The organism is Acinetobacter sp. YH12144 (genome assembly GCF_013418345.1).
In the GTDB taxonomy this organism is placed as follows: Bacteria; Pseudomonadota; Gammaproteobacteria; order Pseudomonadales; family Moraxellaceae; genus Acinetobacter; species Acinetobacter amyesii.
The window spans coordinates 175,777-195,788 of record NZ_VPCD01000003.1 but is presented as its reverse complement, the minus strand read 5'-3'; the positions used below and the strand labels follow the sequence as shown (position 1 = coordinate 195,788).

Genomic DNA, 20,012 nt, shown 5'->3' with positions numbered 1-20,012 from the left:
GGCTTAAAAAAAATTCAATGAAAATTTTTTCATTCAAACACACATCTGAAATGTGTCGAATCGTACAGATTGGCTCAATATCTCAACTCTCAAAATTTAGCGATTTATTCATTAGGGTGAATTTTTCTAACTTTAAAATGAAAAAAGATCAAATCACTAATTGTTTTAATATTGAATCTGTAACACTAATATACTTTTGTCCTGAGCTATAAAGTTCTTAAACCTTGCCATAAATAGATAAACAAAATATGAAATAAGCATATATTCATGTCGTTTCAGCTTTTTAGTCAATATACTGAATATGACTCAACTTGTACTTAGAAAAAATCAGCATATTCGAGCTTTGATATGTCCATGAATCGCTAAAATATAAAGTTTATACTTATAGCTTATGATTATGTCTAACAAACTTGACCGTCAGAAACTGACGCTCCCAACAGGTCATGACAAGCTTTTATTGCATTCTTGCTGTGCGCCCTGTTCTGGCGAAGTCATGGAAACTTTAATTGAATCTGGTATTGATTTTTCGATCTTTTTTTACAATCCCAATATTCATCCAGTAAAAGAATATGAAATCCGTAAAGAGGAAAATATCCGCTTTGCAGAAAAACACAATATTCCGTTTATTGACTCTGACTATGACACAGACAATTGGTTTGCTCGCGCTAAAGCTATGAAAATGAGCCTGAAAAAGGCATTCGTTGCACGATGTGTTTTGATATGCGCTTCGAGCGTACTGCACTTTATGCGGCAGAACATGGTTTTAGCTTAATTAGTAGCTCACTGGGAATTTCACGCTGGAAAAATATAAAGCAGATTAATGACTGTGGTCATCGCTCCGCTTCATATTATGAAGGCATAAGTTATTGGGACATTAAATTGATGTTGTTAGCCCTGAAATTTTTACATCATTCAGGGCTTTTTTTAGCTATATTTCAACTTATTTCAGTTCTTCAACCAACGTTGGATAGATTGATCCATCGACATCCATTTCGGTTTTATAAATGCCATTGGCAACATTAAATTTGTTCACGTGATAACTCGAGCCATAAAGTGAATCAAATCCTGTACCTTTTTTAAAGACTTGTTTATTGGCAGCTAAATCCAGTAAATGTGTCCCTCCAATAAACTGTTCATATTGTGCAGGATCAACGCCAACACGGGTCGACATGATTTTCACTGCATCGGCATGCGTTGCAGGGTCGTTGATGTATTTAACCGTTTTATCCCAAACTTGAATGATTTTTTTCCATTCTTCTTTGTTGGCAGATAAATGCGTCATGTTGACGGTTAATGTGTCGTAAATCAGACCGGGTTTATCTTTCGATGTATAAATAATTTTAGAGCCAGCAACAGCTTTCAAAGCTTGATTTGCGACCGGTTGCCACACGGCAATCGCTGCAATATCAGGACTTGCAAATACTTGTGGCAGCTCATTGGTCATGGTGTTGACCAACTTCACTTCAGAAGCTTGAATTTTTGCATCATCCAAAGCCGTCGCTAAAAGCAAATGATCAACCAAGCCTTTTTCAGTCGCGACACTTTTTCCTTTTAAATCGGCAAGGCTATTGACGCCATCTTTAGCAATGATGACATCATTACCCGCAGAATAGTCCGTCGCCATAATCATGACGCCTTTCGTGCCGCCAGAACCCGTGACTAAGTTGTCGCCATTAGTGACCAAAACAGCATCCAACTGATTAGCCGCAAATGCAGATAATGAAGCTGAATAATCAAACCATTTAAAGTCCACATTGACACCGGCTTCTTTCAACCAGCCTTTTTCAATAGCAACTTGCCATGCGACAAAACCAGGCCAGTCGCTATAGCCAATTGTGATGGCTTTTGTATTGACTGTGCCTTCTGCTTGCGCGTTTGGTTCAGGTGTTTTGGCTGTATTGTCACAACCACCCAGTAAGATGGCGGTCAAAACGGATGCAGATAAGCAGGCTTTTTTGATCATAGTGCGATTTCCCCGATGGCATTACAGTTAAATTTGGTATTGGTGTACAAAAACGATGGTGTATTCGGATTACTGACTGATTTAGCATTGTGCTTTGCACGATTTGGTCTATGGTTGGCTGCAATAGCATGTGCTTGCTGTTTATTTGTGATTTGGTCTTTATGACCTTGTGATCGATATAATTGGCCCATTTTAAAACTCCTTAATTCTTTGCATTTTGCGGAATTGGCGGCATCACAGCGTCCATCAACTCCAAATGTCCTTTAATCACACTCTTAAGTGCTGAAAAATGCTGACTGATAACTTTGAGCTCTGAACTGACGCCTTGCAGAATCATGACTTCTAAAATTTTGTGGTCATCGAGTTGAATATGCAGCGAGCTCACTACTTGTTCTAAAAACTGCTGCTGTAAATCTAAAAGCTGAATACGTAGCGCCGTACTACTTGCGTCATAAAGTAAGGTAAATGTGCCGACCATCACTTCATTTCGTTGCTCCTGATCGGCAATCAGATGCTTATTGATCATGTCGACAATGGCCTGAGAACGGCTTTCATAATGCTGATCGGCAATTTTTTGATCCAAAGCATCGACTGTTTTTTCAGGTACTGTAATACTGATACGCGCCAGCTTTTGTTTAGGCACTGTTGTTCCTTATTTTTTTTGCTGAATATAGAAACCCGCACGGGCGCTCAGTAGCTCAATAAAAAATTGCTTTAATTGATGCAGAAATGTTGCAGATTGATGGCGGTTCATATGCATCTCCTGTTTAAGTAATACGAAATATTTATTTCGTAATATCGATAGAAATGCAGAAACTGTGCCAAGTGAGGAACATGAAAAATGATCGTTTTTTGGGACTCTTAACTTTCTTTTAGATTTTATTGTTCATTATTTGTGCGATAAACGCACTCCTACCGCCCCATTTGCACTAATACTGCGATGTATTATTTGATGAAGGACCATTTATTAAGGTCGTTGTTCTTAAACAAGAGCATTGACCGACATGTAACAAACTCGAAGTTCAATTTATTTCATCAACATTGAACATCATTTATACTGATTGATCATTCTATTCATCACTCAACGCCTATGAAATATTTCAGCTGCGCGGTATGTTCTAACCAAATCTTTTTTGCCAATTCACACTGTGTCAATTGTCAGACTGCGCTGGGTTATATTGCCTCTGAAAAGCAAATGGGCTGTTTTGAAAAGCACAGCACTACGCTGTGGCTTGCGTTAAATCCTGAAATAAAGGGAAAACGCTTTAAACCTTGTCATAATTATCAGCATCATCAGATATGTAACTGGATGGTGCCTGCTGACAGTGAGGAAATTTATTGTGAGTCTTGCCTGCTCACGCACACAATTCCCAACTTAGATAACCCAGACCATATTGTGTACTGGGCACGATTGGAACATGCTAAACGGCGTTTTTTGTATTTAATGCAGCAGCTCAATACCATGCCGCGTCCTAAACGCAGCCAAGATGACCGTTTTGGACTTCGTTTTGATTTTCTGATGCCAACAGAAAATACACCTGTTATGACCGGTCATGCCAATGGAATTATTACCTTGAATGCCAGTGAAGCAGATGTGATTTACCGCGAAACAACGCGTATAAAAATGGGTGAAAACTACCGTACACTTCTAGGTCATTTTAGACATGAAAGTGGTCATTATTATTTTGATTTGATTAAACATTTACACCCAGAGCTGATTGATGAATTTCGAGAACTGTTTGGTGATGAACGACAAGATTATAGTGAAGCTTTGAAACGTCATTATAATGACGGTGCTCCGCAAAATTGGGCGGATTACTATGTTAGTTCCTATGCCAGTACGCATCCTTGGGAAGATTGGGCGGAAACATGGGCGCATTATTTGCACATGATGGACACTCTTGAAACCGCCTACTATGCAGGATTAGTGGTCAAAACCAATAAGTCAGATTTGAATAATTTAGAACTGAAAGAGAACCCGATTGGCGCTCAGAATTTTGACCTCTTGCTGCAACATTGGATGACGTTGACCTTTAATTTAAATGCATTGAACCGCAGCATGGGCTTAGATGATGCATATCCATTTACATTGTCGAATCCAGTATTGGATAAATTACGATTCATTCACCACAAACTGCTCAACATGACCTTAAAAAACCAGCAGCACAATTAGATTAAATTTAATACGTGATATTGTTTGAACCTCAGATCAACTTTTCTGTATTACAGCATTCGTACATTAGCTTATAGAAAGGATGTATACGTAGTAATTTTCTTGGATTGAGCGCTGTAACACCTGCCCTATTTTTACTATTTTATAAAGGTTAAAATAACAATAAATAGATGCCTGTGACCTTTCCAATGATGCCTTTCACGCATTTACCCGCTCGTTTTATGTGTATCATCAGCCTGAGTTTGCTCAGTGGATGCCAATTGGTCAAATTACAAAAAAATCAACTCAGTGCGTCACTAAATAATAAAACAGACAGCATATTAACCCATCAAAAGCTCAGTACATTTAGCCATCAAATCCTGTTAATGGTGAATGAAAGCGACCAATCTTGTTTAAATGCGCTTGAAAGTTGTATTCACAAAATGCGTAACAATGAAACTTTAGATATTGCTCAAGTCTATGCATCAGCAAGTGAGCTGTACATGGCACGTGCTTTAAGCGCCGATCAAAATCCACAATGCAAAAAAAGCTTAAAACAACACAGCGGAAAATTAGCTTCAAGCAAAATTAAAATGTGTATGGATCAGCAGCTTGCAGACTTTGATTTCAGTCTGCGTTACAGCTATGTCTATCTATTTAAATCCGCTCAAGCCCCAGAAGAACGCTTATTTGATTTGCGTCAGGGACAAGTCCGCACCTTTTATAATGTGGCTTTATCACGTCTGATCACCTCATCATTCACCCGCTTTGACTATCAGCAAATGCCTGAAAGTTTAATGTTGGGTTCATCGCTTTATCATTTTAACTATGACATTATCCTGAAATCAAAAATGCGGACATTGATAAATTACAATCGAGCTATAATTTTAATTTTTCAGGCTTAAAAACCATTAATCGTCAGGAAGGCATTGGCTCTGAATTTGTCTTAGTCAAAAAAGCCACGGATCTGTCTGCTGCGCAGCCTTTTGTATTAGATCCTGAACAGTATTATGCAAATAAACCCAACCCCAATATCCATACGGCACGGTATTTATCTGTCAGTGCAATCGCAGAGCCTGCCAAGACTAATAGCAGCATTAGTGAAATTTTGTCGCCGCAATCAGACTTTAATGTTGAATTATTTAATCCCTATCAATTTAAAAAGGCAAAAATTGAATCTCAGTCCTATACGCTAACGGCCAATTATTCTGTGCCTTATGGACTTTGGTTAGCCGAAAATAAATTAGGACAATCTGGCTATTGGACACTCCTGAATAAAGAAGAACATTTGCGCATGCCACATGTGTTTATGTTAGAGCCGTATCAACCCCATAAAAAGATTATTGTCATGGTTCACGGATTAGCCAGCAGTCCTGAAACTTGGATCGGCCTGACCAATAACATTATGGGTGATCAAAAACTACGTGATCATTACCAAGTTTGGCAAGTGTTTTACTCAACCAATATGCCAATATTTGAGAGTCGTTTTCAAATCAATGCTTTACTCAAACAGGCATTTGCAACTGTTCAGCCCAATACGCCTTCGGCTCAAGATGCTGTCATTATCGGACATAGTATGGGCGGCATCATCAGTCGTTTATTGGTTAGTGATGCAGATATTTCCGCTCAAGCTATTCCACTCATGAACTATGAACAAAACACACAGTTACAACGTCATCCAATTATCCGCGATCGTTTTGTCTTTAAAGCCTTGAAGCCAGTTAGTCGTGCAATTTTCATTGCCGCACCGCATCATGGTACTGACTATGCAGACCGCTGGTTTACAAATTTGGCGAAAAAAATCGTGGTATTGCCTTTAAGTTTTTTAAATGATGTCAATGTTGAAATTCCGAATGCAAAAAATTCAACTATGGGCCTGATTAAGTCTGGGCCAGCAGATTTAAGTCAAAAATCACGTTTTATGCTGTTGTCTGCTGACATCATGCCAAATAAAGATATTCCTTATCATTCGATTATGGGAAATCAGACGCAAAGTACTGAACCGAGCAAAATGTCGGATGGCATTGTTCCCTATACAAGTTCTCATTTAGATGGCACGGTGTCTGAAAAGATATTCCATGGTGGACATTCAATTCATGAGTCTCCAGATGCTATTTTAGAATTGCGACGCATTTTGAGAGAACATTTGGATAAATAAGTGAAATTTTAAGCGCGGTTTTTGTGAACTCGAGCTCGTAAGTCGTCTAAAGTGATTTTTATCGTTTTTTGCCCTTTAGCTTTTTCTGCTAGTTCTGTTAAATGCACATCTTCCGAAAGACAATCATTCAAAATTGTTTTTGCATCTTCCACAATTCGATTTCGACTTTCAGAGCTACGAGCATCTAAAAGTTCTTGTAATTTTTTAGCCATAACTAATGAAATCTAGCAGTTTTAAAATATTTTTTTATTAAGAATGCTTTTTATACAAAGAGCGTTTAAAATTTACATAAAACTACAATTAACTAGGGGATAGCTATGTCACGTGGTTCTGAATGGGGACGTTGGGATTTGCATGTACACACAAAAGGGACAGCAAAAAATGACAAATTTGGCGATATATCTCTTGAAAAATACTGCATTCAGCTTTTCAAAAAAGCCTTAGAAAGAAATATAAAAGCTATTGGTATCACAGACTATTTTAGTATTGATAATTATAAAGAAGTAAAAAAATTTCAAGATGAAATTTATTCTTGTACTGAGTTTAATAAGGAAGATAAAGATCTTATTTCTAAAATTTTCGTCATGCCAAATATGGAGTTGAGAATTACACCGAGTACAGATAAAGGAAGTGCTATAAATATGCACCTTCTCTTAAATCCAAAAATTATTGAGGATTTCGAAAACCTATATTGTCATGCTTTAACATTTATAGTTTCAGACGATGAACAATATAAACTTACACCTTATGATTTAAAACGATTAGGTAGAAAAGGATCGTCACAAACAATAAGTGATGATTCCGCATATCGGAGTGGTATCTCCTCTTTCGTACTTAATTCTAGTGAAATTATTAATGCATTTAAGAAATACCCAGATTTTAGAAAAAATTGCTTAGTAGCAGTTGCAAACTCGAATAAAGATGGAGCATCTGCATTTCAAGGGCATGAAAAGTTTTTGAATAGTCAAGATGGTGCTACTCTCCGTATATTAAGAGAATCTCTTTATAAAGTTTCTGAAGTAATTTTTTCATCAACTCTTACAGATAAACCATTTTTTCTAGGAAAAAAAACCGAAGATCAACAAAGTTTTCTAGATAGTTATGGCTCATATAAACCTTGTATTCATGGTAGTGATGCTCATGATTTAAATACTCTATTTGAACCGACAGATCAAAAATATTGTTGGATCAAAGCTGAACCAACTTTTGAAGGTTTAAAGCAAATTATTCATGAACCTGAAAGTCGCGTTCATATTGGACAGCGTTGTCCTGAAATTAAAAACAATTATGAGGTAATTGATTATATTGAATTAAATAGCAATGATGTTCTAAATGAAAGAATATATTTCAATAGTAATTTAACTTCTATCATTGGCGGTCGTTCCTCAGGTAAATCAACCCTATTACAATGTTTAGCCAATAAACTCCGTCCAACTTTATTTTCAGAAAATAAAATTGATAAACCAAAGCACCTTGATCCTCTTTGCCTAAATTTTAATATTAAGTGGAAAGATGGTGAAAGTGACAACAGTCGCCCCGTTGAATATTTTTATCAAGGGCATATGTTTAAAAAGTCTACTGAAGAAGGCATTGAAGATATTGTGAAAAGCCTAATTCTTCAAAAAAAACCTAAAATATTTGAAAACTTCCAAGGAAATATAGATACAATTCGTCATGAAAACTCAGGGCTACTTTCTAAATATTTTTCAATAAGAAATACTTTGATATCAAATAATGAAGCCCTTATTCAAAAAGGAAATCCTCAAGATATTGAAAAACAAATCCTCCTTTTGAATGAAGAATTGAAATCAAATCAAACTACAGAAAGTATTAGTGAAAGTGATATCATTACACATGAAACGTTAACAGATGAGCTTCATTCTATAGAAAATAATCTAGAAAAAATTCAATCTTTGAAAAAGAGAATAGCTCTTATTGAGCTAGCAGAGTTTTTTATTCTTAATAATCCATTAACTATCTATAATGCATTTCCAACTATTGAAAATGAATTCAATGAGTTTACTAAAGCTGTACATCTGAGAGCCAGTGAAGAACTTATTAATTTCAAAAACTCCTCAACCAGTAACCTTAATCAACAAATTAAAACAATTGAAGATCGCAAAAATATTATCACCAATGATAAAATTTTCTTGAAAGTTAATAATCACTTAAAAGTCTCACAGCATTTACAGCCAATTCTTGAACGAAAAAAAGAAGAAGAAGCTAAACTCAAAGAAATACGTGATATAGAAGAAAAAATTACCGATACAAAAAAAAATTTAATGGAATTATCTACTGAAATACGCAAAAATTGGGAATCAATGTTTCATAAATTCTCTGAACTCACCTCACTAATAAATCAAGTTACTATTAGTAAGGATATTAAAATTCAGACATCTAATATTTTTGACCAAAATACATTTTCTGAATTTATTCAAAAGGTAATTAATCAGTCTTCGGATAAAGCAAAGGCTTTTTCCTCTAAAACTATCAAGTCAGAGCAAGAATTACTTGAGCATTTTGACATAATTATTCAATCAGTTAAAAATGAGGAGGTTAGATTCAAACAAGGCTCTTCAATTGAAACGATTACCAAAGAGTTTTTTGATAATACTTGGTTCAAAGTTAAGTATGAAGTTACTTATGATGGTGATAATTATAATGATATGTCACAAGGTAAAAAAGCTTTTGTTGTTTTAAAAATGAGTTTAGATTGTAGCGAAAGCAAATGTCCTATTATTATTGACCAACCTGAAGATGATCTAGATAATCGTGCAATCTATACAGAACTCGTAACATATTTAAAAGAAAAGAAAAAAACACGGCAAATTATTCTGGTTACCCATAACGCAAATGTTGTCGTTAATGCTGATAGTGAATTAGTTATTATCGCTAACCAACACGGTACACACAGTACAAATCTAGATAATAAAAAGTTCCAATACAAATTTGGAAGCATTGAATCATTAGAACACAATCCAGAGTGTACGACCACTTTAAATCAGAAAACTATTAAATCTCATATTTGTGAAATATTAGAAGGCGGAGATCGCGCTTTTAAATTGCGAGAACAAAAATATAATTTAGCTTAATAAAGAAAAAAAGACCGTCTAAGCGGTCTTTTTTATTCGTATATCATTAAGCCACTGGCGCCAACGTAAACAACACCTGCCCCGTTTTCACCGTCTGCCCTTTTTCAATAGTAATTTCTGAAACCATCATCCGTTCAGGGGCAATAATTGGAATCTCAATTTTCATCGCTTCAATCACAGCAAGTGTTGCACCTTCTTCCACAATATCACCTGACTTGCATTCAATTTTCCAAATACTTCCCGGCATGTGTGATTCCACCGCACAACCACCTTCAGGAATTTGAACATCACTATCATCTATCACAGCATCTAAGCTTTCAGAAACATACTCTGCAAGCCCAGCTTCATGCCAACGACGACGTTCTTCATCAAAATTGGCTTGTTGTACCGATTTAAATGCTGAGATTGATTCTGCATTTTCAGTCAAGAAGTCATTGTATTCTTTTAAGTTGAGTACGCCTTCTTCTACACGCAGTTTTAAGCGACCCGCTTTAAAGTCCTCACGCATCTGCATCAGTTCAGCTTCTGAAACTTCATAAAACTTAATTTGGTCAAAGAAGCGTAGTAACCACGGCATGCCTTGTTCAAAATCAGGGTTTTTACGGTAGCGTGACCACATTTGCGTGGTACGACCCACAAATTGATAGCCCCCCGGACCTTCCATACCGTACACGCACATATACGCACCGCCAATACCGACAGCATTTTCAGGTGTCCATGTCCGTGCAGGATTGTATTTCGTCGTCACTAAACGCTGGCGAGGATCAAGAGGTGTTGCCACAGGTGCACCTAAATACACATCGCCCAAACCCATGACCAAATAACTCGCGTCATAAACCACATCTTTGACCGCTTGTTTGTCTTTTAAACCATTAATACGACGGATAAACTCAATATTGTCAGGACACCATGGCGCATCTGGGCGTACTGTTTGCATATAACGCTCTGTCGCTAGCTGGGTTTGTGAATCCTCCCAAGCGAGTGGTAAATACACAGTCCGTGACGGTACTTGCATTTGGGTCACATCAGGCAATTCAGCTTCAGCGACTTGCAGTAAACGAAGTAAATCAATTTGATCAAGCTTGATCGAATCAAAATGGATTTGCAGTGAACGAATGCCCGGTGTTAGGTCAATAATCCCTGCAATGTTTTGATCTTTCACCCATTGCATGAGTGCATGAATTCGGAAACGCAGGTTTAAATCTAAAACCAATTCACCATATTCAACCAGCATGTAACTATTACCCGCAGGACGATACACCACATCAGGCGCACCATTTTCACCTAGTTGGGTTGCTAAAATTGCATCATCTAAGGTATCCATTTCTGCGCTAAAACTTGCTGAAAAATCGACCTGTGCAAGATCAGTACCCTTAAATCCTGCGCTGTATTTTTGATTCAGTACCTGTGCTTGATCATACGAAATCGGCACAAATTTTACTTTATCACCTGCTTTAAGCTGACCAACTTTCCACAGTTCAGAGCTAACAATCACTGCAGGACAGACAAAGCCACCCAAACTTGGGCCATCTGGGCCTAAAATAATCGGCATATCCCCAGTGAAATCAATCGCACCAATCGCGTAGGCATTGTCATGAATATTGGATGGATGCAGACCTGCCTCACCGCCATCAATACGTGCCCATTCAGGTTTTTCACCAATTAAACGCACACCCGTACGGCTTGAGTTAAAGTGGATTTCAAATTCTTGTTTAAAGAAGGTATCAATATCACGTTTGGTGAAGAAATCAGGCGCACCATGTGGGCCATACATCACCGCAATTTCCCAAGTATTTGAGAAGGTTGGGATTTGATCTGCACTTAAAGCAGTCGTTTCAGTCGATGTGAATGCAGTAATTGGCAACATATCACCAATCAATAAATTACGTCCTGCATGACCACCAAACTGACCTAAAGTACAGGTCGCTTGTGAGCCTAAATATTCAGGCACATTTAAGCCGCCTTTAATCCCGATATAGGTGCGACAACCTGTGGCAATTTTTCCTGTTTTAAGCACCTGACCTTTGCGCACATTCACGGTTTGCCACATTGGTACAAACATACCATCAAGGGTTGATGGCATATCACCACCCGCCAATACAATTTGGCTATCACAATGGAATTTTAAGCTTGGTCCTTGCAAAGTGCATTCAAGCCCTGCTGTGTTATATGCATTACCTAACAATTGATTCGCAACATTAAGTGACAGCGGATCAATGGCACCTGATGGTGGTACACCCACATCCCAATAGCCCAAACGACCTGTCACATCTTGCACAGAAGTTTGAATGCCTGATTGCAATACTTCAATTTTTTGGGTTTTCCACTCGAATGTATTTAAGAAACGTGTGGTTTGCGTACCTGCTTTAAATACATCACAGTCGATAATATTTTGTAGATATTCAAGATTGGTTTCGATGCCTGCAACCGATGATTTGGCGAGTGTTTCGGTCATGGCTTGAATCGCAGATGGACGATCATCCGCTGTGACAATGATTTTCGCAATCATCGGGTCATAAAATGATGAGACATTTGAACCCGTTTCAACCCAAGTTTCATTACGTGCATTGGCATCAAAATCAACATGCGTTAAAAGCCCTGCACTCGGTTGGAAGTTTTTGATTGGGTCTTCGGCATACAGACGTACTTGAATCGAATGACCTTTAGACACAAGCTCTGTTGTTGGCGCAATCCAATCACCACTACCGAGAGTGACCATCCATTCCACAAGATCGACACCAAACACTTGCTCCGTCACGCCGTGTTCAACTTGCAGACGTGTATTCACTTCCAAGAAATAGAATTCTTGTGTGTCGGTATCCATGACAAATTCAACTGTGCCTGCCGAACGGTAATTGACCGACTGCATCAGCCCAATTGCAACCGATTGAATATAGGCACGTTGCTCATCATTAATATGTGGTGCTGGGGTTTCTTCCACGACTTTTTGGTTACGGCGCTGTACCGAACAATCACGCTCACCGAGTGCTAAAACTAAGCCTTTACCATCACCAAAAATTTGTACTTCGATATGACGGGCATTTTGTACAAATTTCTCTAAATACAAACCTGCATCTTTAAAGTTGGCTTGAGCAAGATATGAAACCGTAGAATAAGCATCTTTCAGCTCTTCTTCATTCCACACCAAACGCATACCAATACCGCCACCGCCCGCGGTACTTTTCAGCATCACAGGATAACCAATACGATTGGCTTCAAGCAGTGCTTCAGCTTCATCTGCCAAAAGCTGACTGCCCGGAAGAAGTGGTACATTGGCTTGAATCGCAAGTTCGCGCGCCGTATGTTTTAAGCCAAAGGATTTCATTTGCGCCGAATTTGGCCCTAAAAATACAATGCCTTGAGCTTCACACAGGTCACAAAATTCTGCATTTTCAGACAAGAAGCCATAGCCCGGATGAATCGCTTCTGCACCTGTTTGCTTTGCAACTTCTAAAATTTTATCGACATTTAAATAGCTTTGGCTGGCAGGACTATCACCAATAAAAACTGCTTCATCCGCCAAGGTCACATGCAAAGAATCACGGTCTGCTTCGGAATACACAGCAACCGATTGAATACCTAATTTTTTAAGTGTACGGATCACACGGCAAGCAATTGCACCACGGTTGGCAATGAGGACTTTATTAAACATGCTATTACTCCTCACCGTCACGGATGATCAATTGAATTTTTGTTGGGTTATAGGCATTACATGGGTTATTCAGTTGTGGGCAGTTTGAGATCAATACGATCAAATCCATTTCTGCTTTAATCTCGACATATTTGCCCGGTGCAGAAATACCGTCATCAAATTTCAAATGTCCCTCAGCGGTCACAGGCACATTCATAAAGAAGTTAATATTGGGGCCAATATGGCGCACATTTAAGCCATGTTTTTTGGCAATCGGATGTTGCGACAGAGCAATCATGAAATTATTACGGCAACTGTGCATTGGAAATTTGTCATGTGCATAGCGAACAGTGTTGCTTTCACATGAACATGCACCGCCTAAGGTGTCATGACGACCACAGTTATCGTCATGGATGGTGGCAATTTTATTGCCAAAGTTGGTGTATAGAGCTGTGCCTTTTTCTAAATAGATTTGTTGATTAATAGCCAATGTATCGGTTGCGCTATAACGCTCTTCACGGTTTAGGCTTGAAATAAATAAGGTATCGACAGCTTGATTACCTTCTAAATCCACAATACGGAAATATTGCCCTTTTTTGACTTCGCACATCCATGCTTCACCGGCAGGACATACTTCGCTTAAGACTGATTTTTCAAATTTTTGTGTTGGGTTTACTAATGCAGTCATGATCATTCCCCTCAAGCCGTTAAAGCGTTATAGCGTTTATTATTTTGAAAAGCACGCTGATTTTGCGGGCAAGAATCACGGCAAACATCGGTGTCTGCCAAAGGCAACGCCTTAAATAAACTTAGTTGTACATCAGCAGGGTTATATTCTTCTGCTTGAGATAATCCATGTGGCGCACTGGATAAAAAGACCAAACAATCCATTTCAAAGCGCAGTTCAATGACTTGATTTGTATTGTCCGAAGCAACATAACTTAAGTTGCCGTTGTCATCAGGTTGAACTTTAGAGAATAAATTTAAGGTACTGCTCAGGTCAGTTGCAGATAAACCAAACTTGGTCATTTCAAGCAGCAAGCTATCCTTTCCGCTGCGGTACATATCGTTACGGGCATCTTGGAAAGTTTTTGAACCAAATTGTTGTTCGATTTGTTCTGCTGTACTTGGTGCACAAAAAGCATCATTCCAAGCATGATCATCTTTGACTATCGAAATCATCGCGCGACCTAAATCCGACGCCAAAATATGACCTGTACTTAAATAAGCCGTGTGCTGCCCCTTAAGACTATCTGGCATGTTGTAGCGTTCAAGCTTATCTTCACTATTTACACAGTACAGCGACACATTGGCATTTTGCCCTAGCGATTTAAGCTGTAATACTGCGCCACGCTGAATACGCGCTGACCAGTGGTGCCCACCCGGTAAAAGTTCAGTCCATAGTGCTTTATCTTCATGATAATGTGTTGTGCTCATTGCAGCCTCTGCCTAATTCTTAACTGTTTACCTCCCGGGCTTTTATCCCTCCGTGCAGCTTTGCTTTGAATTAAAACGAAGCCGTGAACTCTCGGTCGCGGTCATACATGAAGATGTATCGGAACCCTAGATCACTTTATGATGTATGTAGAAATGCAAAGGCTGTGCCAATTTAGTATTACCAATTTATATAAACGTAATACTGCTATTTATTAGACTTTTTTATAGTATTGAGCTATAGCATGACCAAATCGGGTGCAGCCCATGCACAAAATTGCTGCAAAAATTGCAAAAAAAAGCCCAAAATCATTTTTGGGCTTTATGTAATGCATAAAAATTATTTTACCAATATCTCGTGGAACATATGACGTAGCCATTGATGGCTGGTTTTATGATGGCAAGACATATGCCAATATTGCTTCACGCCATAGGTTGGAAATGCAATCGGTGCGTCAAATATTTTTAAGTTGCCGCGCGAAAGCAATACTTCACTCAAGTAATACGGCACAGTAGCAATCGCATCAGTGTCTTGCACGACTAAGCCTACACCTAAATAACTAGGTAAACGCATCAAAATATCACGTTTTAAATCAAGGTTAAGCAGCTCATTTTCAATATGGTAGTGCCCCATCCCTGCATCAATATCAATGTGCGACTCTGATAAATATTGCTCAGTTGTAATGGTGTCACCCTTTAATCGCGGATGATCCTTAGCTGCAATCACCACATAATATTGCTCAAACAGTTTTTGCTGATAAAAGCCGCTTTCCAAATGCGGTAAAAAACCCAGTGCCAAATCAATTTCACCATTCGCCATTTGATAACTGGTTTCAGTGGTAATCGGTCGTACATTTAGACGTATTTGTGGCGCGTGTTTTTTTAGATATTGGCTGATTTTAGGCAATAAAACCAAATGAGAAACATCGGTCATGGCTAGAGTAAATTGTTGATCTGAAATGGCTTGATCAAAATTAATTGTAAAATTATTAATGGCTTCGACTTTACTCAAGGCTTCGCTGACTAAAGGAAATAACTGACGCGACAACTCCGTAGGCACCATTTCATTGCCGATACGTAAAAATAAGGGGTCGTTATAATGCTGTCGTATTTTATTTAAAATATTACTGACTGTAGGCTGACTCATCTGCAAGTGTTCAGCAGCTTGTGACACATTTTTGTACTTATAAACATGAAAAAAAATGCTAAGAAGTTTACAGTCCAATTCAAACACGAAAGATTTAATCCCTAATTAAATATTGCAAGTTATGCTGTGCATCATCTGCTGAATTATACAAAAAGCCAATAACGAAATATTACTTTTATTGCAGATGAAACGCCAGTTTAGCCTGCTCAGTTGCAATCAGCTTTTCAACACTCCAATCCGTCCGCATAATAGACACAGCTCGAATTTGGATATCAACATGCTTCAAGGAAAAAAACTGGTTTGTTTTGATTTAGATGGCACACTTATCGACTCTGTTGGCGTGTGGAATCAGGTCGATGCAGATTTGATTCAACAGTTAACTGGACAAACCATCCAATTGGATTTCATTCAACGTGAACGTGACATTCAGCTGCAATTATTTAAAAACACACCAGACCCTTACTTAATGTACTGTAACTATCTAAAAGATACTTATAAAATTGAACAACACACGGCTGATCAAATCAAACAGCAACGATATGCCATTTCACAACATTTTTTAGAACATATCATCTTGCTTAAACCACATGCAGCGTTATTTGTTCAACAGCTCATTCAGCAAGGCATTCAGGTGGCAATTACCACCACGACCAGCTTGCAAAATATTTATCGATATCAAAAAAATATCAACATTTATCCAAAGCTGCATTTTGAAAATACTTTTGATCTGATCCTGACCCGTGAAAGTGTCAAAAATATTAAGCCGCATCCTGAAGTCTATTTACAGGCGATTCAACATTTTGCCGTTCAACCTGAAGAATGTTTAATTTTTGAAGATTCGCTCATTGGTGTAGAAGCCGCAAATGCCGCAGGCATTGAAGTCGTTGCCGTGTATGACGCATATTCAGAGCACGAAATTGAGCAAATCAAAAATAAAGCGGATTACTTTACCCATGATTTCTCTTCTGTCTTAAACTAATGACTAGTAATCAATCATTCGCTTTAGAGTTAAAAAAAGCAGCCCAATTTAGAGGCTGCTTTTGATATTTTTGCATCAATAGATAATTGATCTATTTTACTTTTTTATAAATTGATCCAGATCCGACTAAATTTCCAGTTTTTTCGTCAATTGCAAATTCAACAGCACCTGTCCCAGAGTTTAAAGCGAGTAAACCAGATTCAGCGACAGATGCAGGTACAGGATTTTTCTTTTCAGATTTACCACTTTGTTTATCTTTTAAAGTATTGGTAATGAAATAGTTTTCACCATTTTTACTAATAATCAACGCATTTTCAAGTTGCGGATCTACTGCGGTATTTTGCCATGTTCCAGCATAATCAGGCGCTGGACTTTGTTTACATGCAGTGAGGAGAACTGCGAACAACATCGCAAAAAAAATTGAATCTTTTTCAAAATACTGACCTTCTTTGTCAATGAATTTTGCATTATAGAAAGCCTTGAACAGAACTTAAGACCGTTCGTGTTGTGCAAAAGTTTCAAACCAAGTGCTGCTGTTTTTCTTTTGTCATGTTTTGAAACATTTGTAGTCTTTCATAAAAAATAAGCCCACTTGATCATGGGCTTATTTAAAAATTTTCAATCTTTAGATTTATACGATTTGACGCATTGAACCAGTTTCTTCAAAAGTGGCATGCCAAGACAACGCTTCTTTTAAAATGTGCGGTGTCTGACCACCACGCTCACATGCGCGTTCAAAGTAGCTCAACAATGCTGCGCGATAATCTGGATGTGCACAGATTTCAATGACTTTACGTGCACGCTCACGTGGTGAAAGACCACGTAAATCTGCCAAGCCCTGCTCTGTAACTACGATGTCAACGTCATGGTCAGTATGGTCGGTATGGCTCACCATTGGCACCACAGATGAAATCGCACCGCCTTTTGCAATCGACTTAGTTACGAAAATGGCAATGTGCGCATGACGAGTAAAGTCTCCTGAACCGCCAATACCATTCATCATTTTGGTACCCGTCACATGGGTCGAATTTACATTTCCGTAAATATCAAACTCAAGCGCCGTATTAATCGCGATAATGCCTAAACGTCGAATGATTTCAGGATTATTGGATAGCTCTTGTGGACGTAACACAATTTTGTCTTTGTACTGATCAAAATTGTTCATCACATGCTGAGCACAAGGCTCAGACAGCGTCATTGAACAGCCTGAAGCAAAATTCATTTTTCCAGAATCAATCAGCTGGAAGGTACAGTCTTGTAGTACTTCTGAATACATTTCCAAATCATGGAAATTAGAATGCTCAAAACCAGCAAATACAGCATTGGCAATCGAACCCACACCTGACTGTAGCGGGCCTAAATTTTCAGGCAAACGCCCTGCTGCCACTTCACCTTCAAAGAAATCAATCAGGTGCTGAGCAATCGCTAGGGTTTCAGCATCAGGTTCATCCATTTTAAACTGGGTATCTGGCAGATCATTCAACACAATAGCTGAAATCTTATCGGGGCTGACATTGATCCCAATTGTACCAATACGTTCACCGACCTGAGTCAGTGGAATTGGCCCACGGTTTGGTCGCGCTTTCGGCACATAAATATCATGTACACCTTCGAGCACTGGGTTAATCGTATTATCAATTTCAATAATCACATGATCTGCCATTTCAATGAAATTGGCTGAGTTACCACATGAACCTGTCGGAATAATTTGACCATCTTCGGTAATTGCAGTCGCTGCAATAACGGCCACATTAATGCGCGGTAAATTATGATGACGAATATTGTCAGCCATTTCAGACAAGTGTTGGTCAATATACATGACCTCGCCAGCGTTAATGGCTTTACGTAAACCAGGATCTGCCTGATACGGATAACGACGTTCTATCGCATGCGCCGCATTGAGGCGACCATCGATACTATTTCCTAAACTAGCACCCGTTGCCAACGTGATACGAAGAGGATGTGAAACTGCATGATCTGAAAGTGCCAATGGAACCGTCTTTGCCTCACCTGCACCACCAAAACCACTTAAACCAACCACTGAACCATCTTGAATTAACTCAATCGCTTTTTCAGCAGACATTACTTTGTCGCGAAGGGAGAGTAAGCGAATGCGATCTAAACCATTCATAATTAAATCTCAAAAAATAAATATCTCAAAATAAACATCTTTTTTCGCCATCCCAGCGAACTGAGATAGCGTTTGTTATTGCTTATCTAAAAACGTACTTATCTAAAAGCTTACTTATATAAATTGAGGCAAATTAAATCAGTTCAACCGCAATTGCAGTTGCTTCACCGCCACCAATACACAGTGCTGCGACACCTTTCTTACCGCCAGTGCGTTTTAAGGCATGAATCAGCGTCACAATAATACGTGAACCTGATGAACCCAGTGGGTGACCAAGTGAGCAAGCACCACCATGAATGTTCACTTTTGCTTCATCTAAGTTAAATCCATCAATCGCCAACATTGTAACCATGGCAAATGCTTCATTGACTTCCCACAGGTCAACCTCTTGTGCATCCCAACCCGCTTGTGCAAGTACTTTTTCAATAGCACCGACTGGAGCAATCGTGAACTCTGACGGATGCTGTGAATTTGTGGCATAAGCAACAACTTTTGCCAGTGGTGTTAATCCACGTGCTTGGGCCGTTTCTTCTGATGTAACCACCAAAGCTGATGCACCGTCAGAAATTGAGCTGGCATTGGCAGCTGTGATCGTGCCGTCTTTTTTGAATGCAGGACGTAGTGTTGGGATTTTTTCAGGCTTAGCACTTAAAGGCTGTTCATCTGTGTCAACAACGACGTCACCTTTACGGCTTTTAACGATAACCGGCACGATTTCATTTTTAAAGAAACCGCCTTGAATCGCGGCAACGGCTTTATTGAGTGAGTTGATGGCAAAAGCATCTTGCTGTTCACGGGTATAGCCTTTTTTATCTGCCATATCTTGTGCAAGGATGCCCATCGACAAACCTGTCTCAGCATCTTCTAAGCCTTCTTGGAACATGTGATCAGTGGTTTTACCATGACCCATACGATAGCCTGAACGCGCTTTTTCAAGTAAATATGGCGCATTTGACATCGACTCCATACCACCAGCAACCACAATATTGGCAGAACCAGCTTTAATCGCATCGGCTGCTTGCATCACCGCCTTCATGCCTGAACCACAGATTTTATTAATCGTGGTGGCACCCGTTGTATCTGGTAAGCCTGCTTGACGCATTGCTTGGCGTGCAGGACCTTGTTTAAGACCAGCCGGTAATACACAGCCAAAAATAACTTCGTCAATATCTGTAGGTTCTAAACCTGCACGTGCAACAACAGCCTGAATCGCTGCAGCACCTAAGTCTGGGGCTGTACAAGATGAAAGTGAACCCTGAAAACCACCCATCGCTGTACGTACGCCATCTACAATTACAATCATTTCTTATTTCATCCTGTTTTAA

14 protein-coding genes, 2 pseudogenes and 1 riboswitch are annotated in these 20,012 nt (G+C 38.9%); of the genes and pseudogenes, 5 read left to right on the top strand and 11 right to left on the bottom strand.

Annotation, left to right across the window (positions count from 1 at the left end; translation table 11 throughout):
• Positions 1 to 391: 391 nt before the first annotated feature.
• Positions 392 to 1,023 (top strand): annotated as a pseudogene (locus FTU79_RS03660) (epoxyqueuosine reductase QueH).
• Here FTU79_RS03660 and FTU79_RS03655 read toward each other — a convergent pair.
• From FTU79_RS03655 to FTU79_RS03645, 3 genes are read right to left on the bottom strand one after another with little or no spacing between them, the layout of a single operon-like run.
• Positions 941 to 1,963, bottom strand: coding sequence for an ABC transporter substrate-binding protein (locus tag FTU79_RS03655; RefSeq protein WP_180008840.1), 1,023 nt, complete (start codon positions 1,961 to 1,963; stop codon positions 941 to 943). The pseudogene FTU79_RS03660 and the gene FTU79_RS03655 overlap by 83 nt on opposite strands.
• A complete protein-coding gene (locus FTU79_RS03650; RefSeq protein ID WP_180008842.1) occupies positions 1,960 to 2,154 on the bottom strand; it encodes a hypothetical protein in 195 nt (64 codons plus the stop codon). Before FTU79_RS03650 ends, FTU79_RS03655 begins: the two co-directional genes overlap by 4 nt.
• 11 nt (positions 2,155 to 2,165) lie before the next feature.
• Positions 2,166 to 2,606: a ribbon-helix-helix protein, CopG family gene (locus FTU79_RS03645; RefSeq protein WP_180008844.1), complete on the bottom strand. Its 441-nt coding sequence runs from the start codon at positions 2,604 to 2,606 to the stop codon at positions 2,166 to 2,168.
• Between the two features lie 447 nt (positions 2,607 to 3,053).
• On the opposite strand from FTU79_RS03645, the gene FTU79_RS03640 reads away from it, so the two are divergent.
• Both FTU79_RS03640 and FTU79_RS03635 read left to right on the top strand, forming a co-directional pair.
• A complete protein-coding gene (locus FTU79_RS03640; RefSeq protein WP_180008846.1) occupies positions 3,054 to 4,136 on the top strand; it encodes a putative zinc-binding metallopeptidase in 1,083 nt (360 codons plus the stop codon).
• A gap of 188 nt (positions 4,137 to 4,324) precedes the next feature.
• Positions 4,325 to 6,273 (top strand): annotated as a pseudogene (locus tag FTU79_RS03635) (lipase family alpha/beta hydrolase).
• Between the two features lie 8 nt (positions 6,274 to 6,281).
• Here the strand turns inward: FTU79_RS03635 and FTU79_RS03630 are convergent.
• Complete coding sequence (locus tag FTU79_RS03630) at positions 6,282 to 6,485, bottom strand: hypothetical protein (protein ID WP_180008848.1); 204 nt, start codon at positions 6,483 to 6,485, stop codon at positions 6,282 to 6,284.
• 105 nt (positions 6,486 to 6,590) lie between these two features.
• Between FTU79_RS03630 and FTU79_RS03625 the strand changes: the two genes are divergently transcribed.
• The gene (locus FTU79_RS03625; protein WP_180008850.1) at positions 6,591 to 9,365 is read left to right on the top strand and encodes a TrlF family AAA-like ATPase; all 2,775 of its coding nucleotides are present in this window, start codon (positions 6,591 to 6,593) and stop codon (positions 9,363 to 9,365) included.
• 46 nt (positions 9,366 to 9,411) lie between these two features.
• On the opposite strand, the gene uca is transcribed toward FTU79_RS03625, so the two are convergent.
• From uca to FTU79_RS03605, 4 genes are all read right to left on the bottom strand, one after another.
• Positions 9,412 to 13,017, bottom strand: coding sequence for an urea carboxylase (uca, locus tag FTU79_RS03620; protein WP_180048943.1), 3,606 nt, complete (start codon positions 13,015 to 13,017; stop codon positions 9,412 to 9,414).
• 4 nt (positions 13,018 to 13,021) lie between these two features.
• Positions 13,022 to 13,684 (bottom strand): urea amidolyase associated protein UAAP2, encoded by a 663-nt coding sequence (locus FTU79_RS03615; RefSeq protein ID WP_180048942.1) that lies wholly within the window; start codon positions 13,682 to 13,684, stop codon positions 13,022 to 13,024.
• Between the two features lie 11 nt (positions 13,685 to 13,695).
• On the bottom strand, positions 13,696 to 14,433 hold the full coding sequence (locus FTU79_RS03610) for an urea amidolyase associated protein UAAP1 (RefSeq protein WP_180048941.1): 738 nt from the start codon (positions 14,431 to 14,433) through the stop codon (positions 13,696 to 13,698).
• Positions 14,434 to 14,462: 29 nt separating this feature from the next.
• A riboswitch (guanidine-I (ykkC/yxkD leader) is annotated at positions 14,463 to 14,574 on the bottom strand.
• A gap of 196 nt (positions 14,575 to 14,770) precedes the next feature.
• On the bottom strand, positions 14,771 to 15,664 hold the full coding sequence (locus FTU79_RS03605; protein ID WP_168377518.1) for a LysR substrate-binding domain-containing protein: 894 nt from the start codon (positions 15,662 to 15,664) through the stop codon (positions 14,771 to 14,773).
• A 190-nt stretch (positions 15,665 to 15,854) separates the two neighbouring features.
• On the opposite strand from FTU79_RS03605, the gene FTU79_RS03600 reads away from it, so the two are divergent.
• Positions 15,855 to 16,556: an HAD family phosphatase gene (locus tag FTU79_RS03600; protein ID WP_180048940.1), complete on the top strand. Its 702-nt coding sequence runs from the start codon at positions 15,855 to 15,857 to the stop codon at positions 16,554 to 16,556.
• A 91-nt stretch (positions 16,557 to 16,647) separates the two neighbouring features.
• Here FTU79_RS03600 and FTU79_RS03595 read toward each other — a convergent pair whose 3' ends face one another.
• From FTU79_RS03595 to FTU79_RS03585, 3 genes are all read right to left on the bottom strand, one after another.
• Positions 16,648 to 16,965 carry a hypothetical protein gene (locus FTU79_RS03595; RefSeq protein WP_180048939.1) on the bottom strand — a complete coding sequence of 106 codons (318 nt, stop codon included), beginning with the start codon at positions 16,963 to 16,965 and terminating at the stop codon, positions 16,648 to 16,650.
• Positions 16,966 to 17,187: 222 nt separating this feature from the next.
• Positions 17,188 to 18,687, bottom strand: coding sequence for a succinate CoA transferase (locus FTU79_RS03590; protein ID WP_180048938.1), 1,500 nt, complete (start codon positions 18,685 to 18,687; stop codon positions 17,188 to 17,190).
• A gap of 133 nt (positions 18,688 to 18,820) precedes the next feature.
• Positions 18,821 to 19,990 carry a thiolase family protein gene (locus FTU79_RS03585; protein ID WP_180048937.1) on the bottom strand — a complete coding sequence of 390 codons (1,170 nt, stop codon included), beginning with the start codon at positions 19,988 to 19,990 and terminating at the stop codon, positions 18,821 to 18,823.
• Positions 19,991 to 20,012 lie beyond the last annotated feature (22 nt).

Bases quoted from the DNA above. Each gene is read 5' to 3' on its own strand.
- FTU79_RS03655 (WP_180008840.1), bottom strand. From the start codon at position 1,963: ATGATCAAAAAAGCCTGCTTATCTGCATCCGTTTTGACCGCCATCTTA.
- FTU79_RS03650 (WP_180008842.1), bottom strand. From the start codon at position 2,154: ATGGGCCAATTATATCGATCACAAGGTCATAAAGACCAAATCACAAAT.
- FTU79_RS03640 (WP_180008846.1), top strand. From the start codon at position 3,054: ATGAAATATTTCAGCTGCGCGGTATGTTCTAACCAAATCTTTTTTGCC.
- FTU79_RS03630 (WP_180008848.1), bottom strand. From the start codon at position 6,485: ATGGCTAAAAAATTACAAGAACTTTTAGATGCTCGTAGCTCTGAAAGT.
- FTU79_RS03625 (WP_180008850.1), top strand. From the start codon at position 6,591: ATGTCACGTGGTTCTGAATGGGGACGTTGGGATTTGCATGTACACACA.
- uca (WP_180048943.1), bottom strand. From the start codon at position 13,017: ATGTTTAATAAAGTCCTCATTGCCAACCGTGGTGCAATTGCTTGCCGT.
- FTU79_RS03615 (WP_180048942.1), bottom strand. From the start codon at position 13,684: ATGACTGCATTAGTAAACCCAACACAAAAATTTGAAAAATCAGTCTTA.
- FTU79_RS03610 (WP_180048941.1), bottom strand. From the start codon at position 14,433: ATGAGCACAACACATTATCATGAAGATAAAGCACTATGGACTGAACTT.
- FTU79_RS03600 (WP_180048940.1), top strand. From the start codon at position 15,855: ATGCTTCAAGGAAAAAAACTGGTTTGTTTTGATTTAGATGGCACACTT.
- FTU79_RS03595 (WP_180048939.1), bottom strand. From the start codon at position 16,965: ATGTTGTTCGCAGTTCTCCTCACTGCATGTAAACAAAGTCCAGCGCCT.
- FTU79_RS03590 (WP_180048938.1), bottom strand. From the start codon at position 18,687: ATGAATGGTTTAGATCGCATTCGCTTACTCTCCCTTCGCGACAAAGTA.
- FTU79_RS03585 (WP_180048937.1), bottom strand. From the start codon at position 19,990: ATGATTGTAATTGTAGATGGCGTACGTACAGCGATGGGTGGTTTTCAG.